18 protein-coding genes and 1 tRNA gene are annotated in these 21318 nt (G+C 46.0%); 9 read left to right on the top strand and 10 right to left on the bottom strand.

From position 1 onward, the window contains the following. Nucleotides 1–24 precede the first annotated feature (24 nt). Nucleotides 25–888 carry a ComEC/Rec2 family competence protein gene (locus tag B0H50_RS06570; RefSeq protein ID WP_106198544.1) on the bottom strand — a complete coding sequence of 288 codons (864 nt, stop codon included), beginning with the start codon at nt 886–888 and terminating at the stop codon, nt 25–27. A gap of 383 nt (nt 889–1271) precedes the next feature. Between B0H50_RS06570 and B0H50_RS06565 the strand changes: the two genes are divergently transcribed. The 7 genes from B0H50_RS06565 (at nt 1272) to trmB (ending at nt 6592) form a co-directional block, all read left to right on the top strand. Continuing rightward, complete coding sequence (locus B0H50_RS06565) at nt 1272–1643, top strand: hypothetical protein (RefSeq protein ID WP_106198543.1); 372 nt, start codon at nt 1272–1274, stop codon at nt 1641–1643. 65 nt (nt 1644–1708) lie between these two features. Next, nucleotides 1709–1783 (top strand) — tRNA-His (locus B0H50_RS06560). Between the two features lie 79 nt (nt 1784–1862). Then, nucleotides 1863–2771 (top strand): cation diffusion facilitator family transporter, encoded by a 909-nt coding sequence (locus tag B0H50_RS06555; RefSeq protein ID WP_106198542.1) that lies wholly within the window; start codon nt 1863–1865, stop codon nt 2769–2771. Beyond that, on the top strand, nt 2764–3648 hold the full coding sequence (locus B0H50_RS06550; RefSeq protein ID WP_158256470.1) for an FISUMP domain-containing protein: 885 nt from the start codon (nt 2764–2766) through the stop codon (nt 3646–3648). Before B0H50_RS06555 ends, B0H50_RS06550 begins: the two co-directional genes overlap by 8 nt. Further along, nucleotides 3648–5006: an MATE family efflux transporter gene (locus tag B0H50_RS06545; RefSeq protein ID WP_109587450.1), complete on the top strand. Its 1359-nt coding sequence runs from the start codon at nt 3648–3650 to the stop codon at nt 5004–5006. The genes B0H50_RS06550 and B0H50_RS06545 overlap by 1 nt, the downstream gene beginning before the upstream one ends. A 3-nt stretch (nt 5007–5009) precedes the next feature. Further along, the gene (locus B0H50_RS06540) at nt 5010–5888 is read left to right on the top strand and encodes a radical SAM/SPASM domain-containing protein (RefSeq protein ID WP_106198539.1); all 879 of its coding nucleotides are present in this window, start codon (nt 5010–5012) and stop codon (nt 5886–5888) included. Continuing rightward, nucleotides 5885–6592, top strand: coding sequence for a tRNA (guanine(46)-N(7))-methyltransferase TrmB (gene trmB, locus B0H50_RS06535; RefSeq protein WP_106198538.1), 708 nt, complete (start codon nt 5885–5887; stop codon nt 6590–6592). Before B0H50_RS06540 ends, trmB begins: the two co-directional genes overlap by 4 nt. Here the strand turns inward: trmB and B0H50_RS13620 are convergent. Beyond that, the gene (locus B0H50_RS13620; protein ID WP_233244570.1) at nt 6580–6918 is read right to left on the bottom strand and encodes a TM2 domain-containing protein; all 339 of its coding nucleotides are present in this window, start codon (nt 6916–6918) and stop codon (nt 6580–6582) included. The genes trmB and B0H50_RS13620 overlap by 13 nt on opposite strands. A 132-nt stretch (nt 6919–7050) precedes the next feature. Next, on the bottom strand, nt 7051–8913 hold the full coding sequence (locus B0H50_RS06525) for a phosphoenolpyruvate carboxykinase (GTP) (RefSeq protein ID WP_106198536.1): 1863 nt from the start codon (nt 8911–8913) through the stop codon (nt 7051–7053). Between the two features lie 284 nt (nt 8914–9197). Here B0H50_RS06525 and glgC point away from each other — a divergent pair, with 284 nt between their 5' ends. After that, on the top strand, nt 9198–10445 hold the full coding sequence (glgC, locus tag B0H50_RS06520; RefSeq protein ID WP_106198535.1) for a glucose-1-phosphate adenylyltransferase: 1248 nt from the start codon (nt 9198–9200) through the stop codon (nt 10443–10445). 165 nt (nt 10446–10610) lie between these two features. Here glgC and B0H50_RS06515 read toward each other — a convergent pair whose 3' ends face one another. Beyond that, nucleotides 10611–12134, bottom strand: a complete 1524-nt coding sequence (locus B0H50_RS06515) for a glycoside hydrolase family 11 protein (RefSeq protein ID WP_158256469.1) — start codon at nt 12132–12134, stop codon at nt 10611–10613. A 144-nt stretch (nt 12135–12278) separates the two neighbouring features. Between B0H50_RS06515 and B0H50_RS06510 the strand changes: the two genes are divergently transcribed. Then, complete coding sequence (locus B0H50_RS06510; protein ID WP_106198533.1) at nt 12279–13838, top strand: hypothetical protein; 1560 nt, start codon at nt 12279–12281, stop codon at nt 13836–13838. 17 nt (nt 13839–13855) lie between these two features. Here B0H50_RS06510 and B0H50_RS06505 read toward each other — a convergent pair whose 3' ends face one another. The 6 genes from B0H50_RS06505 to B0H50_RS06480 form a co-directional block, all read right to left on the bottom strand. After that, on the bottom strand, nt 13856–14728 hold the full coding sequence (locus B0H50_RS06505; protein WP_109587449.1) for a hypothetical protein: 873 nt from the start codon (nt 14726–14728) through the stop codon (nt 13856–13858). Nucleotides 14729–14921: 193 nt separating this feature from the next. Then, complete coding sequence (locus B0H50_RS06500; protein ID WP_106198531.1) at nt 14922–17525, bottom strand: cellulase family glycosylhydrolase; 2604 nt, start codon at nt 17523–17525, stop codon at nt 14922–14924. A gap of 162 nt (nt 17526–17687) precedes the next feature. Then, nucleotides 17688–18569 carry an NAD(+)/NADH kinase gene (locus B0H50_RS06495; RefSeq protein WP_106198530.1) on the bottom strand — a complete coding sequence of 294 codons (882 nt, stop codon included), beginning with the start codon at nt 18567–18569 and terminating at the stop codon, nt 17688–17690. Then, entirely contained in the window at nt 18566–19897 is a 1332-nt protein-coding gene (locus tag B0H50_RS06490; protein WP_106198529.1) for a 3-phosphoshikimate 1-carboxyvinyltransferase, read from the bottom strand. Before B0H50_RS06490 ends, B0H50_RS06495 begins: the two co-directional genes overlap by 4 nt. Beyond that, the gene (locus tag B0H50_RS06485; protein WP_109587448.1) at nt 19897–21003 is read right to left on the bottom strand and encodes a prephenate dehydrogenase/arogenate dehydrogenase family protein; all 1107 of its coding nucleotides are present in this window, start codon (nt 21001–21003) and stop codon (nt 19897–19899) included. The genes B0H50_RS06490 and B0H50_RS06485 overlap by 1 nt, the downstream gene beginning before the upstream one ends. Continuing rightward, nucleotides 21004–21267, bottom strand: a complete 264-nt coding sequence (locus B0H50_RS06480) for a chorismate mutase (RefSeq protein WP_106198527.1) — start codon at nt 21265–21267, stop codon at nt 21004–21006. Between the last annotated feature and the right edge of the window lie 51 nt (nt 21268–21318).

The following is a 21318-nucleotide window of genomic DNA, read 5'->3' as shown; positions in this document are numbered from 1 at the left end:
AAAATGTAGAAAATTTGACTCCGATTATTCATCTTGATTTCTCCGCATAATTCCCTTTCCCCATTTCCAATCAAACGCAATCGTGCCGCTTAAATCCGTCCTCAAAATGCAGCTGCTATCGCCTACGACGCGGAAAAGTTTCTGCATGGTTTCCTTTGCCGGATGCCCGTAGCCATTTCCCTTCCCCACCGAAATCACCGCAACCGCCGGCGAAACCTGCGCTAAGAAAGGGAGCGACGAACTCGTCTTCGAACCGTGATGTCCCACTTGCAAAAGCTCTGCCCGCAAATCCGCAGACATTTCCATCAATTCTTCTTCGGCATCGCGTTCCAAATCGCCGACGAAAAGTGCCCGCGATTTTCCATCCGCAATTTGCAGCACAGCACTTGCGCTATTGCCTTCCCACGACGAAAATTCCGGCGTCCATAAAACTTTGCATTTCCACAAATCGCACGGGAGAATTTTCCCGCGAATCGCAGAAACTGTCGGCGTTTTCCACTTCTTCGCCAGCGAGAAAACGCTGTCGCGCAGCCAAACGCCGCTCGTATCGCCGCCATAAAAAAGAGTATCCACTTGGACCGTTCCGTCCCATTCCAAAAGGCTTCCCGCATGATCCCGGTGCCAATGACTCACCAAAATCCAATCCAAATGGCGAATTCCTCGCACCTTTAACGAATCCCAAAATCCCGTTGAATCATTCCCCACATCAAAAACCGCCGCATTTTTCCGCCCATTCACCGAAAAAAGCACCGAAAGCCCCTGCCCCACATCCAAAAATTCCACTTGGGCGACATTTTCATCCGCCATTTCTAGCGAAACTTCTGCATTTTCACAGCCAACGCCCCAAAACAAGAGCGCAAAAACCAAACACCAAAAGATTTTAAGCATAATTCCTCCAAAAAGAGTCTAATGTATATAGACGCTTGAAACCGAAAAAAAGAGACCAAAATTTGTGTAAAAAAACATTTACCAAATAATGGCGCGGCGTAGCCGCGCGGGGGAAACGCGAAGTTTTGGATCGGAAAATTTTTAATGTACTCGTGCGAAGCGCCTAATTTTTGCAAAATTTATTCATCGGAAGTCCGGAGATAACATTTTGCACGCAAAATTTGTCCGTCGGGACTCCGGAGATAACATTTTACACGCAAAATTTGTTCATCGGAAGTCCGGAGATAACATTTTACATGAAAAATTATTCCATCGGGACTCCGGAGAACTCCTCATTAACTCCATTCCCATTTTTCTCATTTTTTAGTAAATTTACTATCGCTATGCAGTTACCTAAATACAAAAAGAAAAAACGTATCAAACTCAAGATTTGCCAAGAACCGGGCTGCGGTCGCGAATTTTGGGGTCACCCGATTGCCAAATACTGCCCGCTTCACCGCGATATTAAAAATCGCCAAAAGCAAAAGAAAGACATCGAAAACATTGATGCGAAAAATATTGTCTTCCGCCACAACTACACCGATGTGATGGATCTCAAGTTCCGCTGCTGTCTGGACGGTTGCGATAATTTATTCGAAATTAAAGTATTTCCGAAGCAATTTATCTATCCGCGGTTCTGCAACGAACATCGAAACGACTATAAACGGGCGAATTTCATCCGTTTAAGACGCCATAAGGAACAAAGCGAAGAATAATTTTTTCGCAAAACCCCTTTAAAAATTTTCGAACCTTTGTTATATTTGGTTCGCACCATTTTATGGTGGGTGTAGCTCAGATTGGTTAGAGTCCCAGATTGTGATTCTGGTTGTCGTCGGTTCGAGTCCGATTACCCACCCTTGAAAACCCTCGCACGCAAGTGCGGGGGTTTCTCGGTTTAAATGACTCTTTTCGTGAGGCATTGAAGTTTCTAACTTATGCGCATGCTCGATCGTACTCGTGAAGCTCAAAAAGTAACTTGGATTGGATTCTTTGTGAATCTGATTTTAACCGCAGGAAAATTGATTGCGGGAATTTTTGGCAATTCTGCTGCGATGATTGCCGACGGAATTCATTCTCTTTCCGATTTTGTCACCGATTTCATTGTCATCCTTTTCATCCGCATTTCGGGACAGGAACGCGATAAAGGACATCCTTACGGCCACGGAAAATTTGAAACTCTCGCCTCGGTTTTGATTAGCGTTGCCTTGCTCGCAGTCGCCATCGGAATTTTCACCAACAGCGTGCAAAAAATTTATGCGACACTGCAAGGAGAAACTCCCGAAGTTCCCGAAGCGATTGCGCTCATCGCTGCTGCGGTTTGCATTGCGGTCAAAGAAATTCTTTACCGTTACACAGCCTTTGTCGGAAAACGCATCGATAGTCCCGCAGTCATTGCAAATGCGTGGCATCACCGCTCCGATGCGCTTTCGAGTATCGGCACTCTCGCCGGAATCGGCGGCGCATTTTTCCTCGGCGGAAAATTCGCCATTCTTGATCCGATTGCTGCGGTAATCGTCAGTTTCTTTATCGCAAAAGTCGCCTTTGAAATCGGCTTTCCCAATATTCAAGAATTGTTAGAAGCATCGCTTCCGCCCGATGTCGAAGAAGAAATTATTCGCATTATCCGCAACACCGACAAAGTCCGCTTTTTACATCATTTGCAAACGCGAAAAATCGGAAGCATTTATGCGATTGATGTGCACATAAAATTAGACCACGATATTTCTCTCGTCGATGCGCACGATGTCGCGACCGAAATCGAAGAAAAACTGCGCCAAAAATATGGCAAGCAGACACAAATTAACATTCACATGGAACCGCTTTCGGAGAATGAAAATGCCTAAAAAATTTTTTCTCGTTTTCATTTTTTGTTTTTGCTTTTTCGGCTGCGATGACATTCGCAAAGAAAATTATCCCAGCGGAAAAATTCGTTTGCAAGCGCAATATGTAAACGATCAAAAAAATGGTCCGCAAATTGAATTCTACGAATCGGGCGCAAAAAAATCCGAGAAGAATTTTGTGAACGGAAAAGAAGAAGGCGAAGCGAAAGAGTTTTACGAATCCGGTTCGGTCAAAGCTGAAATTTCGTACGAGCACGGCGCCATTCAAGGAAAGATGACGCAGTTTTACGAAAGCGGAAAAATCAAATCGATTGCCGTTTACGAAAGAGGAACCATCGCCGATTTTCCGCAGACATTTGATCCGAGCGGCGACCCCGAAATTCAAGGCGTTTACAACGATCCGCGCGACGGTCAACGCTACGAATGGGTGCGCATTGGCGATGCGGTTTGGTTAGCCGAAAACGGAAAATACGCGCCCGTTAACGGTTCGCTCTGCGTGCAATGCAACGTTTGGGGAAGACTTTACAATTTAGAAAGCGCAAAAATTGCGTGCCCAACCGGATTTCGTTTGCCGAAAATTTCGGATTGGAAAAATCTCGCTTCTGCAGTTGGCAAGGAACCGGCGAAAAAATTGAAGGCGACTTTTGGCTGGAACGATAACGGCGACGGCGCCGACGAATTTAGCTTTGCCGTTCGCGCAGGCGGCGCGAATTTCGCCCGCGTCGGTTCTGCCAATAAAAAATTCAAAGACGCGGGCGAAAAAGCCTTCTTCTGGACAGAAGAAGGCTCGGTCGCCGTTTTCAAAAAGAATTCTTCGGACATTCATTTTGAAAAATTCAATTCCGAATTTGGCGCAAGCATTCGCTGCATTCAAAAGTAATGACGAACAATAAATTAAATAGCATCGGAACGCAAAGCATTCCCCGTTTGATTCTCGCCTTCTCCGTTCCAGCGATTGTCAGCATGGCCGTTGAATCGTTGTACAATGTCATCGACCGCTACTTTGTCGCTGCGGGAGTCGGCTACTTAGGCATCGCAGGCATTACGCTTTGCTTCCCGATTATGCTTTTCATCATGGCGCTTTCGATGATCGTCGGCGTCGGCGGAAACACTCTTTTTGCGATTCGTCTTGGGCAAAAAAAATACGGCCAAGCTGCTCTCATTTTAAACAATTCGTTTACCCTTCTCATCGTGATGGCTTTGATTTCGTTTGTGCTCGGCGAAATTTTTATGGAGCCTTTGCTCAAAATTTTTGGTGCGAGCGAAGAAACTCTTCCCTATGCAACGAATTACATGCGAATCATTTTAATCGGAGCGGTTTTTCAAACGGTAACGCCGGGAATGAATCATTTTATTCGTTCTCTCGGGCATCCGAAAACAGCGATGTTTCGAAATCTTCTCGGTGCCGGATTGAACACATTTTTCGATTGGCTTTTCATCATAAAATTTCATTGGGGAATCGAAGGCGCTGCGTGGGCGACGATTCTCGCACAAGCGATTACGACGATTTTTGTTATGCAATTCTTCTTCAAAAAATCGACTCCCATCAAAATTTCTCTGCATTTAATGAAGCTCAAGTTTCCTTATCTGCGGCGCATTTACATCATGGGACTTCCGCCGAGTTTAATGCAAATTTGCAACAGCCTTATGAATGTCGTCTTGAATAAAAGTTTGGTGCATTACGGTTCCAATTCTCCGTATGGCGGCGATTTAGCAGTTTCTGCCTTCGGCATTGCCAACAGCATCGCGATGCTTTTGATTTTACCCGTCATCGGATTTGTGCAAGGCGGACAACCGATTATCGGATACAATTACGGTGCAAAATTATTCGGGCGCGTGAAGCAAACTTTAAAAGTCATGCTCACGATTAGCATTCTTTGGATGTGTCTTTGCTGGCTTTTGGTTCAAATGAAAGCGGAATGGCTCGTCGGATTTTTCAGCGCGGGAAATGAGCAACTTTTAACTCTTGCTAGTTCTGCGATGCGCACCTTCCTTTTTGCGCTGCCGACGATCGCCTGCGGCATGGTCTGCGGCAATTATTTTCAAGGCACGGGAAAACCTGGCCGTGCGATGTTTTTGAATTTAAGTCGACAACTGATTGTCCTCATTCCGTTTCTCTTGATCATACCTTTGTTCTTCGGATTGCGCGGCGTTTTTGTAGCGGCTCCCGTTTCAGATACGGTTTCGGCAATTCTCGCTGCGGTTCTTTTAAAACTCGATTTAAAGAAATTGCGTTAACCGATGAAATACGCCTACATCGAAATCACCGAACGTTGCAATTTCTGCTGCCCATTTTGTCCGAGCGCAACTCTTCAAAATTCTCGCGGCGAAATGTCCGCAGAACTTTTTCAAAATGTGCTGCAAAAATTATCGGGAAATGTCGAAGAAATTTTTTTGCATGTTTTGGGCGAACCGCTTTTGCATTCGGAATTTCCACGCATTTTGCAAATCGCAGAAAGTTTTCAAATCCCCGTCAATTTAACGACGAACGGATCTCTCATCGCCAAAAATTCCCCGCTGATTTTACGCAGCAAAATAATTCGGCAAATCAATTTTTCGACTCACGCTTACGCTTACTTGCCCCGAGAAAAAGCGTTAGAAATTTTACAGCAAACTCTCGATTTTACCGATGCATTGTCCAATACACATCCCGAAGTTTATGTGAATTTTCGCCTGTGGAACGATCATTCCGATGCCATTTCGCGCGATTGGAATTCAATTGTTTTGCAAAAGCTCACCGAATATTTTCACGTTCCTCTTTGCGATTCTGAATTTTCTGTTCGGAGAAAAAGCACGCCGATTTGTGGAAGAATTTACATTCACCGCGATTCGCGATTTGAATGGCCCAATGGCAAAGCCGAAGAAAATGAAAACGGAACTTGCCACGGCGTCAAAGATCAATGCGCCATTTTATTCGACGGACGCGTCGTCCCTTGCTGCTTAGATTATCGCGGACAAATCGTCCTCGGAAAATTTCCCGAAAATTCTTTTGCCGAAATTTTTGAAGGAATTCGCGCGACTCAAATGCGCAACGGATTTTTGCAGCATAAATTAACCGAAACTTTTTGCAGACGCTGCGCATTCGCCAAGCGTTTCGCTAACACGAGGAACGTCAAATGATCGGAAATTCCAAAGAAGTTGAAAGCAATCAAGACGGCATTCATCCCGATTTAGAAGAGCTCGTTTCGCGTTATCTCGATAGCGAATTTCGCCGTCCAATCGCCGACCATACCCGCGAAGCTTTTGACGCTGCCGCCAATTTTGTTTCGCACTTTCAAACACCAATTATTCTCGATTCGGGTTGTGGCACTGGACTTTCGACATTAGCGCTTGCCAAAAAATTTCCAGAGAATCCGATTCTCGGCATAGACAAATCCGAAATTCGTTTGAGCAAAGCAACTGCCCGCGGCGAAGAAATTCAAATTCCGGAAAATGTTTTTTATGTCCGCGCCGAACTCATCGACTTTTGGCGCCTCGCCAAATCCGCTGATTGGAATATCCAATTTCACGCTCTCTTTTATCCGAATCCGTGGCCAAAAAAATCCGAAGTCCGCTATCGTTTTCACGGGCACCCGATTTTTCCCACTCTCGTCAAACTTTCGCCGCAGTTAGAATTGCGCACAAACTGGAAAATTTACGCCGATGAATTTGCGTTTGCATTAAATTTGGCGGCAAAGCATTTTTCACTCCGCACAAACATTTCCGAAGAAATTTTCACTCCCGAAAATCCCATCACCGCATTCGAAAAAAAATTCCACGAAAGTCATCACACTTTGTGGAAAGTTCGCTTTGAAAATTTATCGTTTCCGATTTACACGCGGTAGTAGCGTCCGCGCGAACCGAAACGGACTGCGATGAGAATAATATCGATAATCCAACCAACGCTAAGCAATCCGCCAGTCAACAGCCAAAGAATTCCGGTCACAATTTTTCCTTCGTAGAAGCGGTGCACTCCCAAAGTTCCCAAGAAAATGGCGAGTAAAAGGGTAATCAAATTATCCTTTTCTCCAATCATCGGCGGTTCTGCAAATGGTTCCGAAGTTTGCTGCGTTGTATTCGCACTTGCAAAATCGACTTTCTTTCCGCATTTCCGACAAAAAGAGCTGCCATCTTCCATTGCTGCGCTACAAAATCTGCAAAATTGAGCCATAAAAAATTCCTTTTTTTGCCTAATTTAAAAATTTGCCAATTTATTTTCCCCGCAGAATAATTTTCCCATCAAAAAAACTCCTCGCTGCTTACGCAGCAAGGAGTTTTCATTCGAAAGTCGAACGGTTGGCGATTAAGCCTTGTTCAAACGATCCTGAATCATATCGATGATTTCAGAAAGTTCCTTCGGGAGGTGCTTACCGAACTTCGGATAGTGATTTTCCTTCACGTCAGCAAGTTCCTTCTTCCAGCCTTCTACATCAACCTTCGTGATTTCCGGCAAGGTTTCCTTGTAGTAATCAGCGAGGCCTTCAGTATTGATGGCTCCATCCTTCGGCATGTAACCGATCGGAGTTTCCTTAGCGTTATCAACACCATCGCAACGGTCGAAAATCCAAGCGAGAACGCGAGAGTTGTCGCCGTAACCCGGCCACATAAAGCCACCAGGAAGCTTAGCGTTGTTCGGATCCTTGCGGAACCAGTTCACGTAGAAGATCTTCGGGAGCTTGTCTTCAGAAGTCTTCTTACCGATTTCAATCCAGTGTTTGAAGTAGTCGCCCATGTTGTAGCCGCAGAACGGGAGAATCGCGAACGGGTCACGACGGATCTTACCGACCTGAGATGCATCAATGGTAGAAGCAGCGGTGATTTCCGAACCCACGATCGAGCCAAGGAACACACCGTGGTTCCAGCTGAGAGACTGATGAACCAGAGGAATTGTAGACGGACGACGACCACCGAAGAGGATAGCGCTGATAGGAACGCCAGCCGGATCTTCCCATTCCTTCGCAATGCACGGGCACTGTTTTGCCGGAGCGGTGAAACGAGCATTCGGGTGAGCCATTTCTTCGCCCTTCGGAGCCTTGTCCTTCGGGAGAGCGTCACGAGTCTTGCCCTTCCAGTCAACGAGCTTGCCCTTAGCCGGGTAGCCGATGCCTTCCCACCAAACGTCACCGTCTTCAGTGAGAGCGCAGTTCGTGTAAATGGTGTTCTTTTCTGCAGAGATAAGAGCGTTCTTATTGGATTCTGCAGAAGTTCCCGGAGCAACGCCAAAGAAGCCAGCTTCCGGGTTGATTGCATAAAGACGACCGTCCTTACCAAACTTCATCCATGCGATATCGTCACCGATGGTTTCGACCTTCCAGCCCGGAATTGTCGGGATGAGCATCGCGAGGTTTGTCTTACCGCAAGCAGACGGGAATGCGCCAGTCACATACTTGACTTCGCCCTTCGGGTTGGTGAGCTTGAGGATGAGCATGTGTTCAGCGAGCCAGCCTTCGTCGCGAGCGAGAACGGTTGCGATACGGAGAGCGAAGCACTTCTTACCGAGAAGAGCGTTTCCACCGTAGCCCGAACCGTAGGACCAAACAAGGTGTTCTTCCGGGAATTGAGTGATGTACTTGTATTCCACGTCAGCGCATGGCCAAATGCCATTGTCGCTTTCGCACTTGCGGAGCGGCTTACCCACAGAGTGGAGGCACGGAACGAAGTCTGCATTGATGTCTGCGTTGAATATGTCGAGAACTTTCTTACCAGCGCGAGTCATGATGTCCATGTTGAGAACAACATATTCAGAGTCGGTAATTTCAATGCCGTTCTTAGAAATAGCAGAACCGAGCGGGCCCATGCAGAACGGAATCACATACATGGTACGGCCGTGCATACAACCCTTGTAGAGTTCGCGCATCGTCTGCTTCAACTGAGCCGGGTCGATCCAGTGGTTGGTCGGACCTGCATCTTCTTCCTTCACAGAAGAGATGAATGTGCGGGATTCCACACGAGCCACGTCAGACGGGAGAGAACGGAACAGGTAGCAATTTTCCTTCTTCTTGAGCGGTGTTGCAAGACCTGCCTTCACGCACTTCTGCATGAGAGCATCATATTCTTCGCGAGAACCGTCAACAACAACCACGTTGTCCGGTTCGCACATAGCGATCATTTCATTCACCCAAGTAGAAATTTTCGGGTGCTTGATGTCGTTCAAAGTAAGACTCATATAGGTAACTCCTATTATGTTTTACGTTAGGTTTCGATTGATTCGAACGATTAGAAAATAGCAAATAATCGGAGTCAAATTGTAAAAGTTTTTAGAAAATTTTGCAAAAATACGATACTGCACAAAAAAGTAGAATTTTGTAAATTGATAGGAAAAGTTACATTCCCATAAAAAAGGCGACGATTCTGCGTTTTTCTCTTTTCTTCTCCCTTTTTTTGCTAAATTTCGCCTATTTTTTCAAAAATTACATAAATTAAAAGTGTAAACTTTGGAAAGGATTTTTTATGAATTGGTCCTATCGGGAACACAACAAGAATTTTCTCTGCATGATCATGGCAGGCGGCCAAGGCAGCCGTTTGCAGCCATTAACTCGCGACCGCGCCAAGCCCGCTGTTCACTTTGGCGGAACTTATCGTATTATCGATTTTGTTTTGAACAATTTCATCAATTCGGGAATTTTCAAAATCAAAGTCTTGACGCAATTCAAAAGCGATTCGTTAAATAAACATATTTCGGCAGCGTGGAATTTGAACGCAAGCTTAGACCAATATGTGGACCTCGTTCCGGCGCAGATGCGGACAGGTGGCGATTGGTATAAAGGCACCGCCGATGCCATTTTCCAAAACATCAATTTGATTACAGATGAACGTCCCGATATCGTTGCCATTTTCGGCGGCGATCATATTTACAAGATGGACGTTAATCAGATGATTGATTTCCATCTTTCGCGGGCAGCTCTTCTCACCATCGCTGCGATTCCCGTCCCCGTCGAAGAAGCGCACGAATTCGGCATTATCGAAGTGGACCAAGACAATCGCATGATAGGCTTTGAAGAAAAGCCGAAACAGCCAAAGCAAATGCCCGGACGTCCAGGCTGGTGCTTAGCGAGTATGGGAAATTACATTTTCACGAGCAAATTCCTTGTCCGCGAATTGTTGAAGCATTCTAGCGAAGGCGCAACCGACTTTGGCAAAGACATTATCCCGGCGCTGTATCCGAATTATCCTGTTTACGTTTACGATTTCAACACGAATATCGTCCGCGGCGAACGTGCCGAAACAAAAGGTTACTGGCGCGATGTGGGAACTCTCGACGCATTCTTTGACGCAAACTTAGACATTTGCTCCGAAAATCCGCCGTTCGATTTGTATAACAATTACTGGCCCATCCGCACTTACAACTGGAATCAGCCCCCTGCTCGATTCTTCAGTGCGGGCGATTCCGATCACCCGGGCGCAGCGATTGACTCCGTCGTTTCGGCGGGCTGCGTGATTGGTGGCGGTCGCGTCATCAAAAGCGTGCTTTCGCCAGCGGTGTCCATTCAAAAAGATGCTCTCGTCGAAGAATCCATTCTCTTCCCCGATGTGACGATTGGCCCGGGCGCAAAAGTGCGCCGTGCTATTATCGAAAAAGGCTTGCACATTCCTGCCGGCTTTGAAATCGGCTACGATTTGGAACGCGATAGCAAAATGTTCCACGTTACGCCTTCGGGAATCGTCGTCTTGGCAAAAGACACGATTATTAAAGCATAACGAAAGCTTTACAGAAAAAGCACCGCGAAAGCGGTGCTTTTTTATTTGAATTGAGAATGGAAAATGGGAAATTTTAGGAAGGTAAAATGAATGGCGCGCCTGCGGCGCGCCATTCGCATTAACTTTCTTCGGAAATTCTGAATTTAATTTTCGCGAGTAAAAATTTTACTCATTGCGAATCATCTTCACTTGATTTCCGCGTTTCACCAAAAACGCGCCTGCGTTTTGGAAACGGGCGCGCAGCGCATCGCTGAGCGAAGAGCCCGCAGAAACTTGAATGCTTCCGAGAATGCGACCTTGCATATCGAAAACTTGATAAGTGCCCGCAGCCGTTTGAAGCCGCAAAGAAGAATGAATTCCCGTATCGTCCAATGCCTTAAAGGTGATTTTATCCAAATTCGAATAACCATCTTCGAATGTAACGCGGATAATGTGCTCGCCCGCCGGCAATTTTACTTTGCCCGATGCCGGAGCGTATGTTTCCCATTTTTCATCTGCGGATTTGGTAAACGCAATTTCGCCCGCTTTTTCGCCATCAACCGAAATGGAAATGCTTCCATCCGTCGCACCGTTCACGAGTAATGCTTCTGCAGTATATTCGCCTGCAGCCGCAATATCGACGGTATATTCTAACCATTCGCCCGCAGTCGTATAACCGACCGCGTAACCGTCGCCCGTTCCCACGATATCGACGAAGTAATTTTCGCCGCGGTATTCGGTATTTGCGCCTTCTTCAACCGTTTCACTGTCATCGTAATACGAAACTTCGTTATTGCCTTCATCAAAATTTTCCGCTTCGATGACTCCCGGAATTTTTGCTTTTACCCCTTGGAATGGGCGACGTTCAATTTCTTTGACCGGTTCTACAGGCGTTACTTCTGAAGATTCGCCGTTATCGCTCATCGCAAAATAGGTATAATCGACAGTTCCCGTAGCGTTTCCGCCCGCTTCGTTCATGAGCATGACTTCCGTCACTTTACCGAATTTTAACGTCGTCGATCCGCCGCCTTTTGAACCTTTCAATTCTGCGGTTTGACCCGTGAAAAGTTCATCCCACTTTTTGAAATGCGCCGAAATATCGATATGTCCGCATTGACGCGGCGTTTTGCGAATGCTAAAAATTTGCAAGAATGTAGAAGTTCCCGTTTTCGAAGCTTCTTGCTGGCGCAAGAAGGCGTGCACCGTATAAGTTGCGCCATCGACTGTAATTTCACCGAATTTTTTGCCGACATAATTTTCATTCGGTTGACTATACCAGTCGTCGACGATATAATATTCGACTTGCGGATTGACCGTCCAGCCGTAAACGCCGATGTAACCGTAAGAAGCTTTTCCCGTTTTGGTGTATTTATAATCGACAGTGTAATGCTTTGTCGTGTGATCGACTCCGGGACCGTTATCGCCGTAGCGGAAGCCGACGCGCGCTAAATAGTCGTCGTTATTCGTCCATTCCGCTTTGAATGTGCCATTATCATAATAGGTCATCGAATTCGAACCGCCCGCGGACCATTGTTCATAACCCCACTGCGTTCCCGAAATAGAACCCGTTCGATTCCCGCTTACCACGTGACCGCTCCCTACATGTCCCATATCGTCTTTGCAAGCATCCACGGCAAATGCGTTCGCCGTGAACATTCCCAGTGCGGCGACAGCGCTCAGCTTTGCCATTTTCCAAAACGGATTCTGCATAAAGTCTCCTTTTGAGTCAATTTTTTCCCAAGTTAATTTTTCCTCTGCGTAAACGCCGAAATGTTTCCTTTTTTTCATTGTAAAGATTTACAACGGAAGGCTTTTTCATTGTCTTTTTGAATGCGAATTTTATAGTTTTTACCCATGGCTCATCGTTTTTATGTTCCTGTCATGGGAACCGGTTTTACCAATGATTCGCCGTTACGCATTGCGCATTTTGGAATCGATTCCGTTATTTCTTTAGTCGATGATAAGCTCATCGAGCAAATGGGAATTTTTTACGCCCAAAAATTTTCCCTTCCCTACGAAAAAGTTTTACCGAAAACAGAACACGCCCGCGCAGAACGCATCCGCCGTTATCTGAATTTGATAAATATTTTGGTTCAGCAAAATTTTGCCCGCATTCAAGCCGAAAATTTGAATGGAAATTCCGAAAAAGACCGTTATTTTCAAATGCTTCCGACGGATGATCCGCTGCGGATTCGTTATTTGGCTTGGCAAAAAATGCCCGCGGGTTTGGAACGCTCCGCCGAAGAAAAAAATTTAACCGCAGCGATGTGCGTCGGTTCAATCGACGTAAATATTATGGTGAAGCTCGACCGCCCCGGATTTGACGACGCCAAAGAAGCGCTTCGCGGTTACGCAGAATCCACACTGTGCGGCAATACACATCTCGTTCTCAGCGCGGGAATCAATCAGTCGCTTTTTTCGGAAATGGAAAAATATCCGTGTTTTTACCGCAATCAAAACGGCGGATTTGACAAAAAAATTGTTTTGAAAATTTCCGATTTTCGTTCAGCGATGATTCAAGGAAAATTTCTCGCGCGGAAAGGTTTAGAAGTGAGCGAATTCCGCGTCGAATCTGGAATGAACTGCGGCGGGCATCTTTTCCCTTCGCCGGGCGAAACTCTCCCGAAAATTCTCGGTGAAATTAAACAAAAGAAAGAAAGTTTGGGTTCGCAATTTTTAGGAGCCGTGCAAAAATATTATGCGGCAAATGGATTGGACGTTAATCGTTTAATTCCGTTTACGCCGCAATTCAGCGTCCAAGGCGGCGTTGGAAATTACGCAGAATCCGAAATGCTGATGCGCGATTTTGGGATGAATCGCTGCGGTTGGGGAACGCCTTTTTTGCTCGTCCCCGAAGCGACTCTCGTCGATGACGAAACGCGGAAAAAATTAGCGGCGGCGACCGAAGAAGATTTTTGGATTAGTCATGCGTCTCCGCTCGGCGTTCCGTTTAGCAATCTGCGGACAAGTAGCGCGGAATGTGCCCGCAAGCAAAGAATTTGCGAAGGTCATCCGGGCTCCATTTGCGTCAAAGGATTTCTGCAAAATAATACGGAATTTACAGACCGCGTCATTTGCACTGCAAGCCGCGAATATCAAAAGCAGAAAGTGGCTGCGATTTTGAAATCGGATTTGTCCGAAGAAGAAAAAAAGCAGCAAATCGCCCGCGTTTACGAAAAAAGTTGCATTTGCCACGAACTCGGCAATTCTGCGCTCATCGCTCTCGGTTTAGAAAAATCCACCGCCCCCGTCGCCATTTGCCCCGGCCCCAATATCGCTTACTTTAACCGTCTCTACACTCTCGCTGAAATGACGGATTACATTTACGGCCGCCGCAACGACCTCGCCGCCAAAAATCGCCCGCCCATTTTTGAACAAGAAGAAAAACTGCTAAAATTAGGAATGAGGAGTTAGTGGTTAGTGGGCAGTGATCAGTGGTCAGGGGTCAGGGAATTTAACCGCAGAATTGCATGGACCCATTTGGCGGGTAAAACGCCACCTTGCAAAAGTGCAATGACACATTTGGTGGGGAAAATGGCATCTTGCAAAAGTGCAATGACACATTTGGCGGGGATAATGCCACCTTGCAGAAGTGCAAGGATACATTTGGTGGGGAAAATGGCATCTTGCAAAAGTGCAAGGACACATTTGGCGGGCAAAACTGCACCATTCAAAAGTGCAAGGACACATTTGGTGAGTAAAATGCCACCTTGCAAAAGTGAATGGACGCATTTGGTGGGGAAAATGCCACCTTGCAGAAGTGAATGGACCCATTTGGCGGGGAAAATGCCATCTTGCAAAAGTGCAATGACACATTTGGCGGGGAAAATGCCACCTTTCAAAAGTGAATGGACCCATTTGGCGGATAAAATGGCACCTTGTAAAAGTGCAATGACACATTTGGTGGGTAAAATGCCACCTTGCAAAAGTGCAATGACCCATTTGGCGGGGAAAATGCCACCTTGCAAAAGTGCAATGACCCATTTGGCGGGGAAAATGCCACCTTGCAAAAGTGCAATGACCCATTTGGTGGGGAAAATGCCACCTTGCAAAAGTGCAATGACCCATTTGGCGGGGAAAATGGCTTCTTGCAGAAGTGCAAGGATACATTTGGTGGGAAAAATGGCATCTTGCAAAAGTGAATGGACACATTTGGTGGGTAAAATGGCATCTCGCAAAAGTGCAATGACCCATTTGGTGGGTAAAACGGCACCTTGCAAAAGTGAATGGACGCATTTGGTGGGGAAAATGCCACCTTGCAAAAGTGTATGGACACATTTGGCGGGTAAAATGGCATCTTGCAAAAGTGAATGGCCCCATTTGGCGAGTAAAATGCCTTCTTGCAGGTCTGAATGAGATCTTAGAACTTAGAGTTTAGAGATTAGAGTTTCTAAGATCAAAGTTCTAAGCTCTAAGTTCTCAAAACCCGCGCGCTCATTCCTCATTAAAAAAAGCCCCCGCCGAAGCGGGAGCCCTTTCTCTCTTTGTTGGGTAAATTTAGCGGAGTGCGATGCGCTTTGTCCAGTTGGCGGATGCCGATTGAACGCGGATAATGTAAGAGCCTGTTTGAAGCGATTGGAGAGAAATTGCGCCATTCACTTGGCGAAGTTGCTTCATCAAACGACCTTGCATATCAAAGACCGTGACATTCACCGGCGAAGCGCTTGCGATTTCCAAAGAACGTCCGACAACAGCCACAGAAAGTTTCTGTGCAGTTCCTGTCGAAGCAATCGCTTCGGAATCTTCCGAACTGCTCGAAATTTCAGATTCGCTGGAACTTGAAATTTCAGAACTACTCGAAGATGTTTCGCTAGAACTTGAAATTGCTGAGCTGCTCGATTCTTCAGTAAAGTTCAAGACTTTGATATTGAGCGCGACCTTTTCACCGTTAATCGTGAAGTTTTCGGTAATTTCTGTCGCCTGCGCCCAAGTTTCGACTTTACCCGAAATCGTCACTTTGTTACCAGACTGTTGAACATCAAAAGTTCCGTTCGAAGACAAATTCCAAGACTCGCGGTTGAACGAGGTGACATTTTCAATCACAACCGTTTCAATGGATTTTCCCTTTTGAACTGTTTGATTCAAACTGCCTGCGGTTACCTTATAGGAAGTCGAAACGCTTGAAGAAGATTTCACCGAGCTGCTCGACTTGACGGAAGAACTCGATGACTTCGCGACGCTAGAGCTCGACTTGACAGAAGAGCTGGAAGACTTTGATACGCTAGAGCTCGACTTAACAGAAGAGCTGGAAGTCTTTGATACGCTAGAGCTCGACTTAACAGAAGAGCTGGAAGACTTTGCGACGCTAGAGCTCGACTTAACGGAAGAGCTGGAAGACTTTGCGACGCTAGAGCTCGACTTAACGGAAGAGCTGGAAGACTTTGCGACGCTGGAGCTCGACTTTGCCGAAGAGCTCGAAGAAACCGGTTTAATTGCAATGCCGTTGCAACGCACATCGTCGATATACAAGTAGTTATAAGTCGGCTGCGTTCCTTTCAAGTCACCCTTGATTTCCCAAGTGAATTTGTTGATACGAGATTTCGAAAGGGTGACTTCTTCGCCCCAAGTCGGTTGCAGCAGTTGATTCCATGAAATATTGACAGTTGTCCAACTATTGGCATTTGCCTTGGATGTGGTGTGATAAGCATAATCACCAACAGCCATGTCTTCGGCTTTAAAGTTATGCGCTGCGCCTTTATATTTATAGCTAATCGTTGAGCATTTCGAAAGATCGTATGCAGATTCGTCAGCATTCAATTTAACGCCTAACGCAACATACGGTTCGTAAGTGTTACCACCTTGAGAAAGCTTTACGCCTTTGATGCCAGCCATATTCTTCGTGCCGTTATCGGCAGCAAATACGACTTTGTAGCCTTTTTCACCGTTTTTATCCACCGTTGTCGGGTTCGAAAGGGTCGATAAACCGTCGTCACCATCATCGGTATAAGCGTACCAAATGCCACCGGTAAAGGCAAGCGAATCGCCGTCTTCAAAGTCATCGATGTAATCGGTATAACCTGCGGGCATCGAAGAACTGCTCGAAGTGGCAACAGAACTCGAACTAACCGCAGTGCCGCTGCATTTGGTGTAAGATTTCGGGAGTTTGCTAAAGATATTGGTATTCGTCCAATTTCCGCTCGTGGAATAATTCCACTCAGAACCGTCAAAATACGATGCCGTTTCGCTCTTATTCGAAACAGCCCAGTTTGCACCCGAAAGTTTATGCTGATTCATCCAATCTAGCCAAGCGGCGCTTCTCGAATCAACAACACTTCCAGCGCCGTCTGGTGCTGAGTTTCCCCATTCGGTGACAAAGACCGAAAGGCCGCCGTTCATCGCTTGCTCCGCATTTCTGCCTTCGCGGCTAATTTCGTGTTGACTAGAACCTGTTCCTGCGTAGAAATGGAATGTATAAGCGACGTTTTTATCGTTAATCGGATTATTCAACGCTTCGTTGGGGTATTGGTCCCAGCTGCGGTTTCCGACGACAATTAAGTTATCTGAATATTTGCGAATTTCGGGAATCACTTTGTCGGCGTAAGTTTTAATATCGTTCCAAGAAGTTTCCTTCGGTTCGTTGTAAATTTCAAAGATGACGTTATCGTATTTGCCCCATTTTTGCGCCATCGTGCTAAAGAAAGTTATGGCATTCTGCTCACTTTCGTGAGCTTTATGAGAATGGTAATCGATAATCACATAAATATCGTTATCGATTGCCGCTTGCACGACGGCATCCATCAAACCTTGATAGTAGCCCGTATTTGTAAAATAGTTGCCTGCGCCCCAATCTTCGTCAACGCCCATCGGCGCACGAATAATTTGAATATTTTGCTTTTGAACAAGGCCATCTACAATATCCGATGTCCAGTAAGGAGCGCCCACATCACTTGCAATTGCCCAAAACAAGCTCATGCCTTGCACTTGGACTTCGCTACCCGATGTCGAATAGCTCGGGCAAGAGCCGTAAATTTGACCTTTACCCGCAGAATTTTTGCCTGCTTGTAATTGACCGTATTGGCTAACGGGGCCAATGCGATTCGCCGCAAAGCTCGAAGCCACGGCAGCGGCAAAAGTTAATCCAAAAAGAAAAGAGTGTTTCATAACACCTCACAAAGAGAAGACGGATATAATTTATCTCTTCCGAAAAAAAAGTCTGTAAAATAGCGTTTACATCTGGTTCTTTCTGTTCCCACTCCGTTCTCATTGTGAAATTTATCACGGTTAAAAATGGAAAAGCATCGCGATTGCGATGCTTTTTTCAATTCACTTTTGCGCGAGCTTCGGTTTCCCAGTCCATCCTAATTTTCCGTGGAGCGCATTGACGAATCCCGTATTTTTCATGCGAATAAATGTCGTCACATCTTTACTCTTCGTTAAAACCACGGAATCGCCCGCGTCCATGACCCGCGTAATGCGTCCATCAAAAACTAAATCCAGCGGCGCATTCACAACAGACGAAACGCGGCAAGTCGCATCGGTTGAAATAATTAACGGGCGCACCGAAAGACTGCTCGGCGCCACCGGCGTTAACACAAACGCATCCGTCGACGGATAAATAATCGGACCGCCCGCTGCCAAATTATAAGCGGTGCTCCCCGTCGGCGTCGAAATCAAAAGCGAATCCGCCCAATATTCGGTTAACGGACGATTTTTATATTCGACATTGATATTCACCATGCGTTCGGGCGCGTGCGCGCGAACATGCACTTCGTTCAAAACGGTTTCCGAAGCGATTATTTTTTTCCCATGATAAATTTTCGCATCGATCATAATGCGATTGCGCGTGCTAAAATCGCCGACTAAAAGCGCATTCAAAACATCGGGCAAACTTTCTACCGGCGTTTCGGTTAAAAATCCAACGCGTCCCGCATTCACTCCTAAAATGGGAATATGAACGCCGAGGGCAATTCTCGCAGAACTTAAAAATGTGCCGTCGCCACCGATTGCGATAAGCAAATCACATTTGCGAAGCATCCGCTCCGAAGCGGTTTTAATTTTTCGCGGAAGAATTTCTTTGAGCGAATCCACCGCATAAAAAGAAATGTCCAAATGCTTCGCGGCAAATTCCGAAATAAATTCCAACGCTTTAATCAGTTCCGGACTTTTTCCTTTGAATCCCACAATGCCGATTTTTGAAAATTTCATGACTTTGCCATCTCAGTTAATTTGTCAATGATTCCAGGAAAAATCAAATCGATTTGACCTTCGTTTTCAATCGTCGTTTCACCTTGCGAAAAAAGTTTTACGACATGAAACATTAGACCGAATACCGCATCATTTTCGGCGTCGAAATTTCCTGCGTCGAGTTCTTCTCTGCCGCGGACAACTAAGCCTTCTTCATAAACGCCAATCGATGCTCCCGTTTGCTTTAAATTTTGCGCGAGAATTTCACAGCGCGGACGCAATTCTTTGGCGAGGCTATCGGGAATGCGGAGAATGCTTTCGCCGTCGGCTGTGCTCGCTGCGAGAGCGATGAACGGATATTCTTCGATGCAAGTGCAAAGAATATCTTCGGCCAATCGACGCGCCGAAAGTCGTTTGTCGTAAACCGAAATGACATCGGCATAAGCGCCGCCGTAACGTTCGTGCCGAGAACCGAAATCGATTTTTGCGCCCATGCGTTTTAACGCCGAAAATGCTCCTGCTCGATCTGTTGAAATCAGCACATTTTTGACGACGATTTTTTTCCCTTTAAAAACCGGAGAAAGAATGGAAAGGGTGACAAGCGCACACGCTTCCGTCGGATCGCCTGGAACAAAATAATCGCGACTTGTGAGAATTTTTGTTTCTTGAATAATCGTCTTCGTACGACGTTCGGTTTTAATGCCGCGGGCTTTTGCTAAACGCCGTTCGAGTTCGCTCATTTCTTGCATGCCCGAAGTTTGCACTTGAATGTTCACGCCGAAATACGAAAGCATATCGACAAAGCCCGAGCGGACTGGGCTGCGTTCTTCGCATTCCAAATTTTTTCCGCAGACAAGTGCGTTTAACAATACCGCATTCTTCGCCAAATACGGCAAATAACCTTCGCGCGTTTCTTTGAGAATCGGTAACACTTTGGCAAAATGAAATGTGAAAGTTTTTCCCGCTTCCGTTTCATTTTCGCTTTCGATAACCGCGCCAAAAATCTGCGACAAAAAATGCTTTGCCTTTTCTAAAACTTCTGCGTTTCCCGTCGCTGTGAAAAGAGTTTCATCGTCTTTGGAAGCGAGGGAAAGTAAAAGCGCCATCGCATTTTCGCTGTCAGGAATTTTTAAAAGAGTCGGAATTTTATACGAAAATCCAATTCCATTTAATAAAGTGCTTGCGCCTTTTTCTTCCCACGTTAAGCCGAATTCTTTTAAGATTTCTGCAAAAGAGCGGCTGCGTTCTGTAAAAATAAAATCGTCGAGAGTCGTGCGCCCGTTGACGAGAAGTCCCATCACGAGGACGCATTCCGAAAGTTCACGATCGGGATTAACAACAAAATCCATCAGCGTTCCATGACCTCAAAATTTTCTGCACGCAAAATGTCGCGCGCTTGATGCGCTTGTTCTTCAGTTTTAAAAGCCAAGAGAAGAGTGCCCGCAATATTTTCGCGCACTTTCATCAGTTCAATATCGCGGATATTTAATTTCGCTGCCGCGAGAGGTTTTAAAATCGCAAGAATCGTTCCCGGTTCATCTTTAAGCTGCACCGTCAACTGGAAAAAGCTATTGCTCGCATTTTTTCCCGGAGCAAAAAGAGATGCGCGGCCATCATTTCCCGCGAGGAAAATTTGATGTAATTCTTCGTCATGCGGAATTTTTTCAATCGCATCGCGAGTCGCTTTTAAGCCTGCGATATATTCATCCATTGCCCGCAAAATTTCTGCGCGATTTGTGTCCGCAATATCTTTCCACATTGCCCAACTTGAAGCCGCAATGCGCGTCATATCGCGGAAAGCGCGACCGGCAAAATGCTGATAACCTTGATCGAGAAGTCGATGCGGAATATTCGCCGCTAAACTCGTACTCGCCATCTGCGGCATGTGACTTACCCAAGCCACCGTCTGATCGTGATGTTCTGGCGGGAAGACGATTTGCGTTGCCCCGACAAATTCGATAATTTCCGAAAGCGCTGCATACTCGGATTTTTTCATGCCCGCGGGCGGACACACAAACCAATATGCGTTTTCAAAAATCGACGGATCGTTAAATTCTAGAGAATGCTTTTCGGAGCCCGCCATCGGGTGACTGCCCACAAATCGAAATGGCTTTTGAAGCTTCGCTCCCGCTTTGCAAATTTCCGCTTTCGTGCTCCCGATATCCGAGACGAGAATCGGATGTGTCGGCGTGCACTGCGAAAGTTTTTCAAGAGTCGAAAGGATGACCGAAATCGGCGTACAAAGCAAAATCAAATCCGAGCCTTCGACCCATTTTTCCACTTCATCGTAGCCAAAAGTTTCGTCGGCGATTTGCATTTCTTTCGCCCGAAGAAGAGTCTTCGGCGAACTCACCGCTCGAATAATAACATCGGATTTTGCTTGCTTTAAAGCCGCAGCTAGCGAACTTGCTAAAAGTCCAAATCCCACAAATGTAATGCGATGAAATGAAAACATTTATTTTTCCACCTGACGAGTTTCTGTCATAATCGTTTGGAAAATTCGTTGCATCGATTCCGGAGAAAGCGGACCATTTTGCGCCCGCGTTTTTTCGGCGACGCGATTCAAAATTTCTTGTTCCCGCGAAGCATCAAAAACCGGAAGCCCTTCTTGCTTTTTAATTTTTCCGATTTCCACCGCATAAGCGGCGCGCTTATTCAAAAGCTCGATAATCATATTTTCGAGTTCATCAATCCGAGTTCGCCAATTTGAAATATCCATAAAATAAAAGTAGAAACTTTATAAAATTCGGAATTCAAAATGAAGAATTCG

The sequence above is a fragment of the Hallerella porci genome (genome assembly GCF_003148885.1).
GTDB classification, from domain to species: Bacteria; Fibrobacterota; Fibrobacteria; order Fibrobacterales; family Fibrobacteraceae; genus Hallerella; species Hallerella porci.
This window is presented reverse-complemented; position numbering and strand designations above follow the sequence as displayed.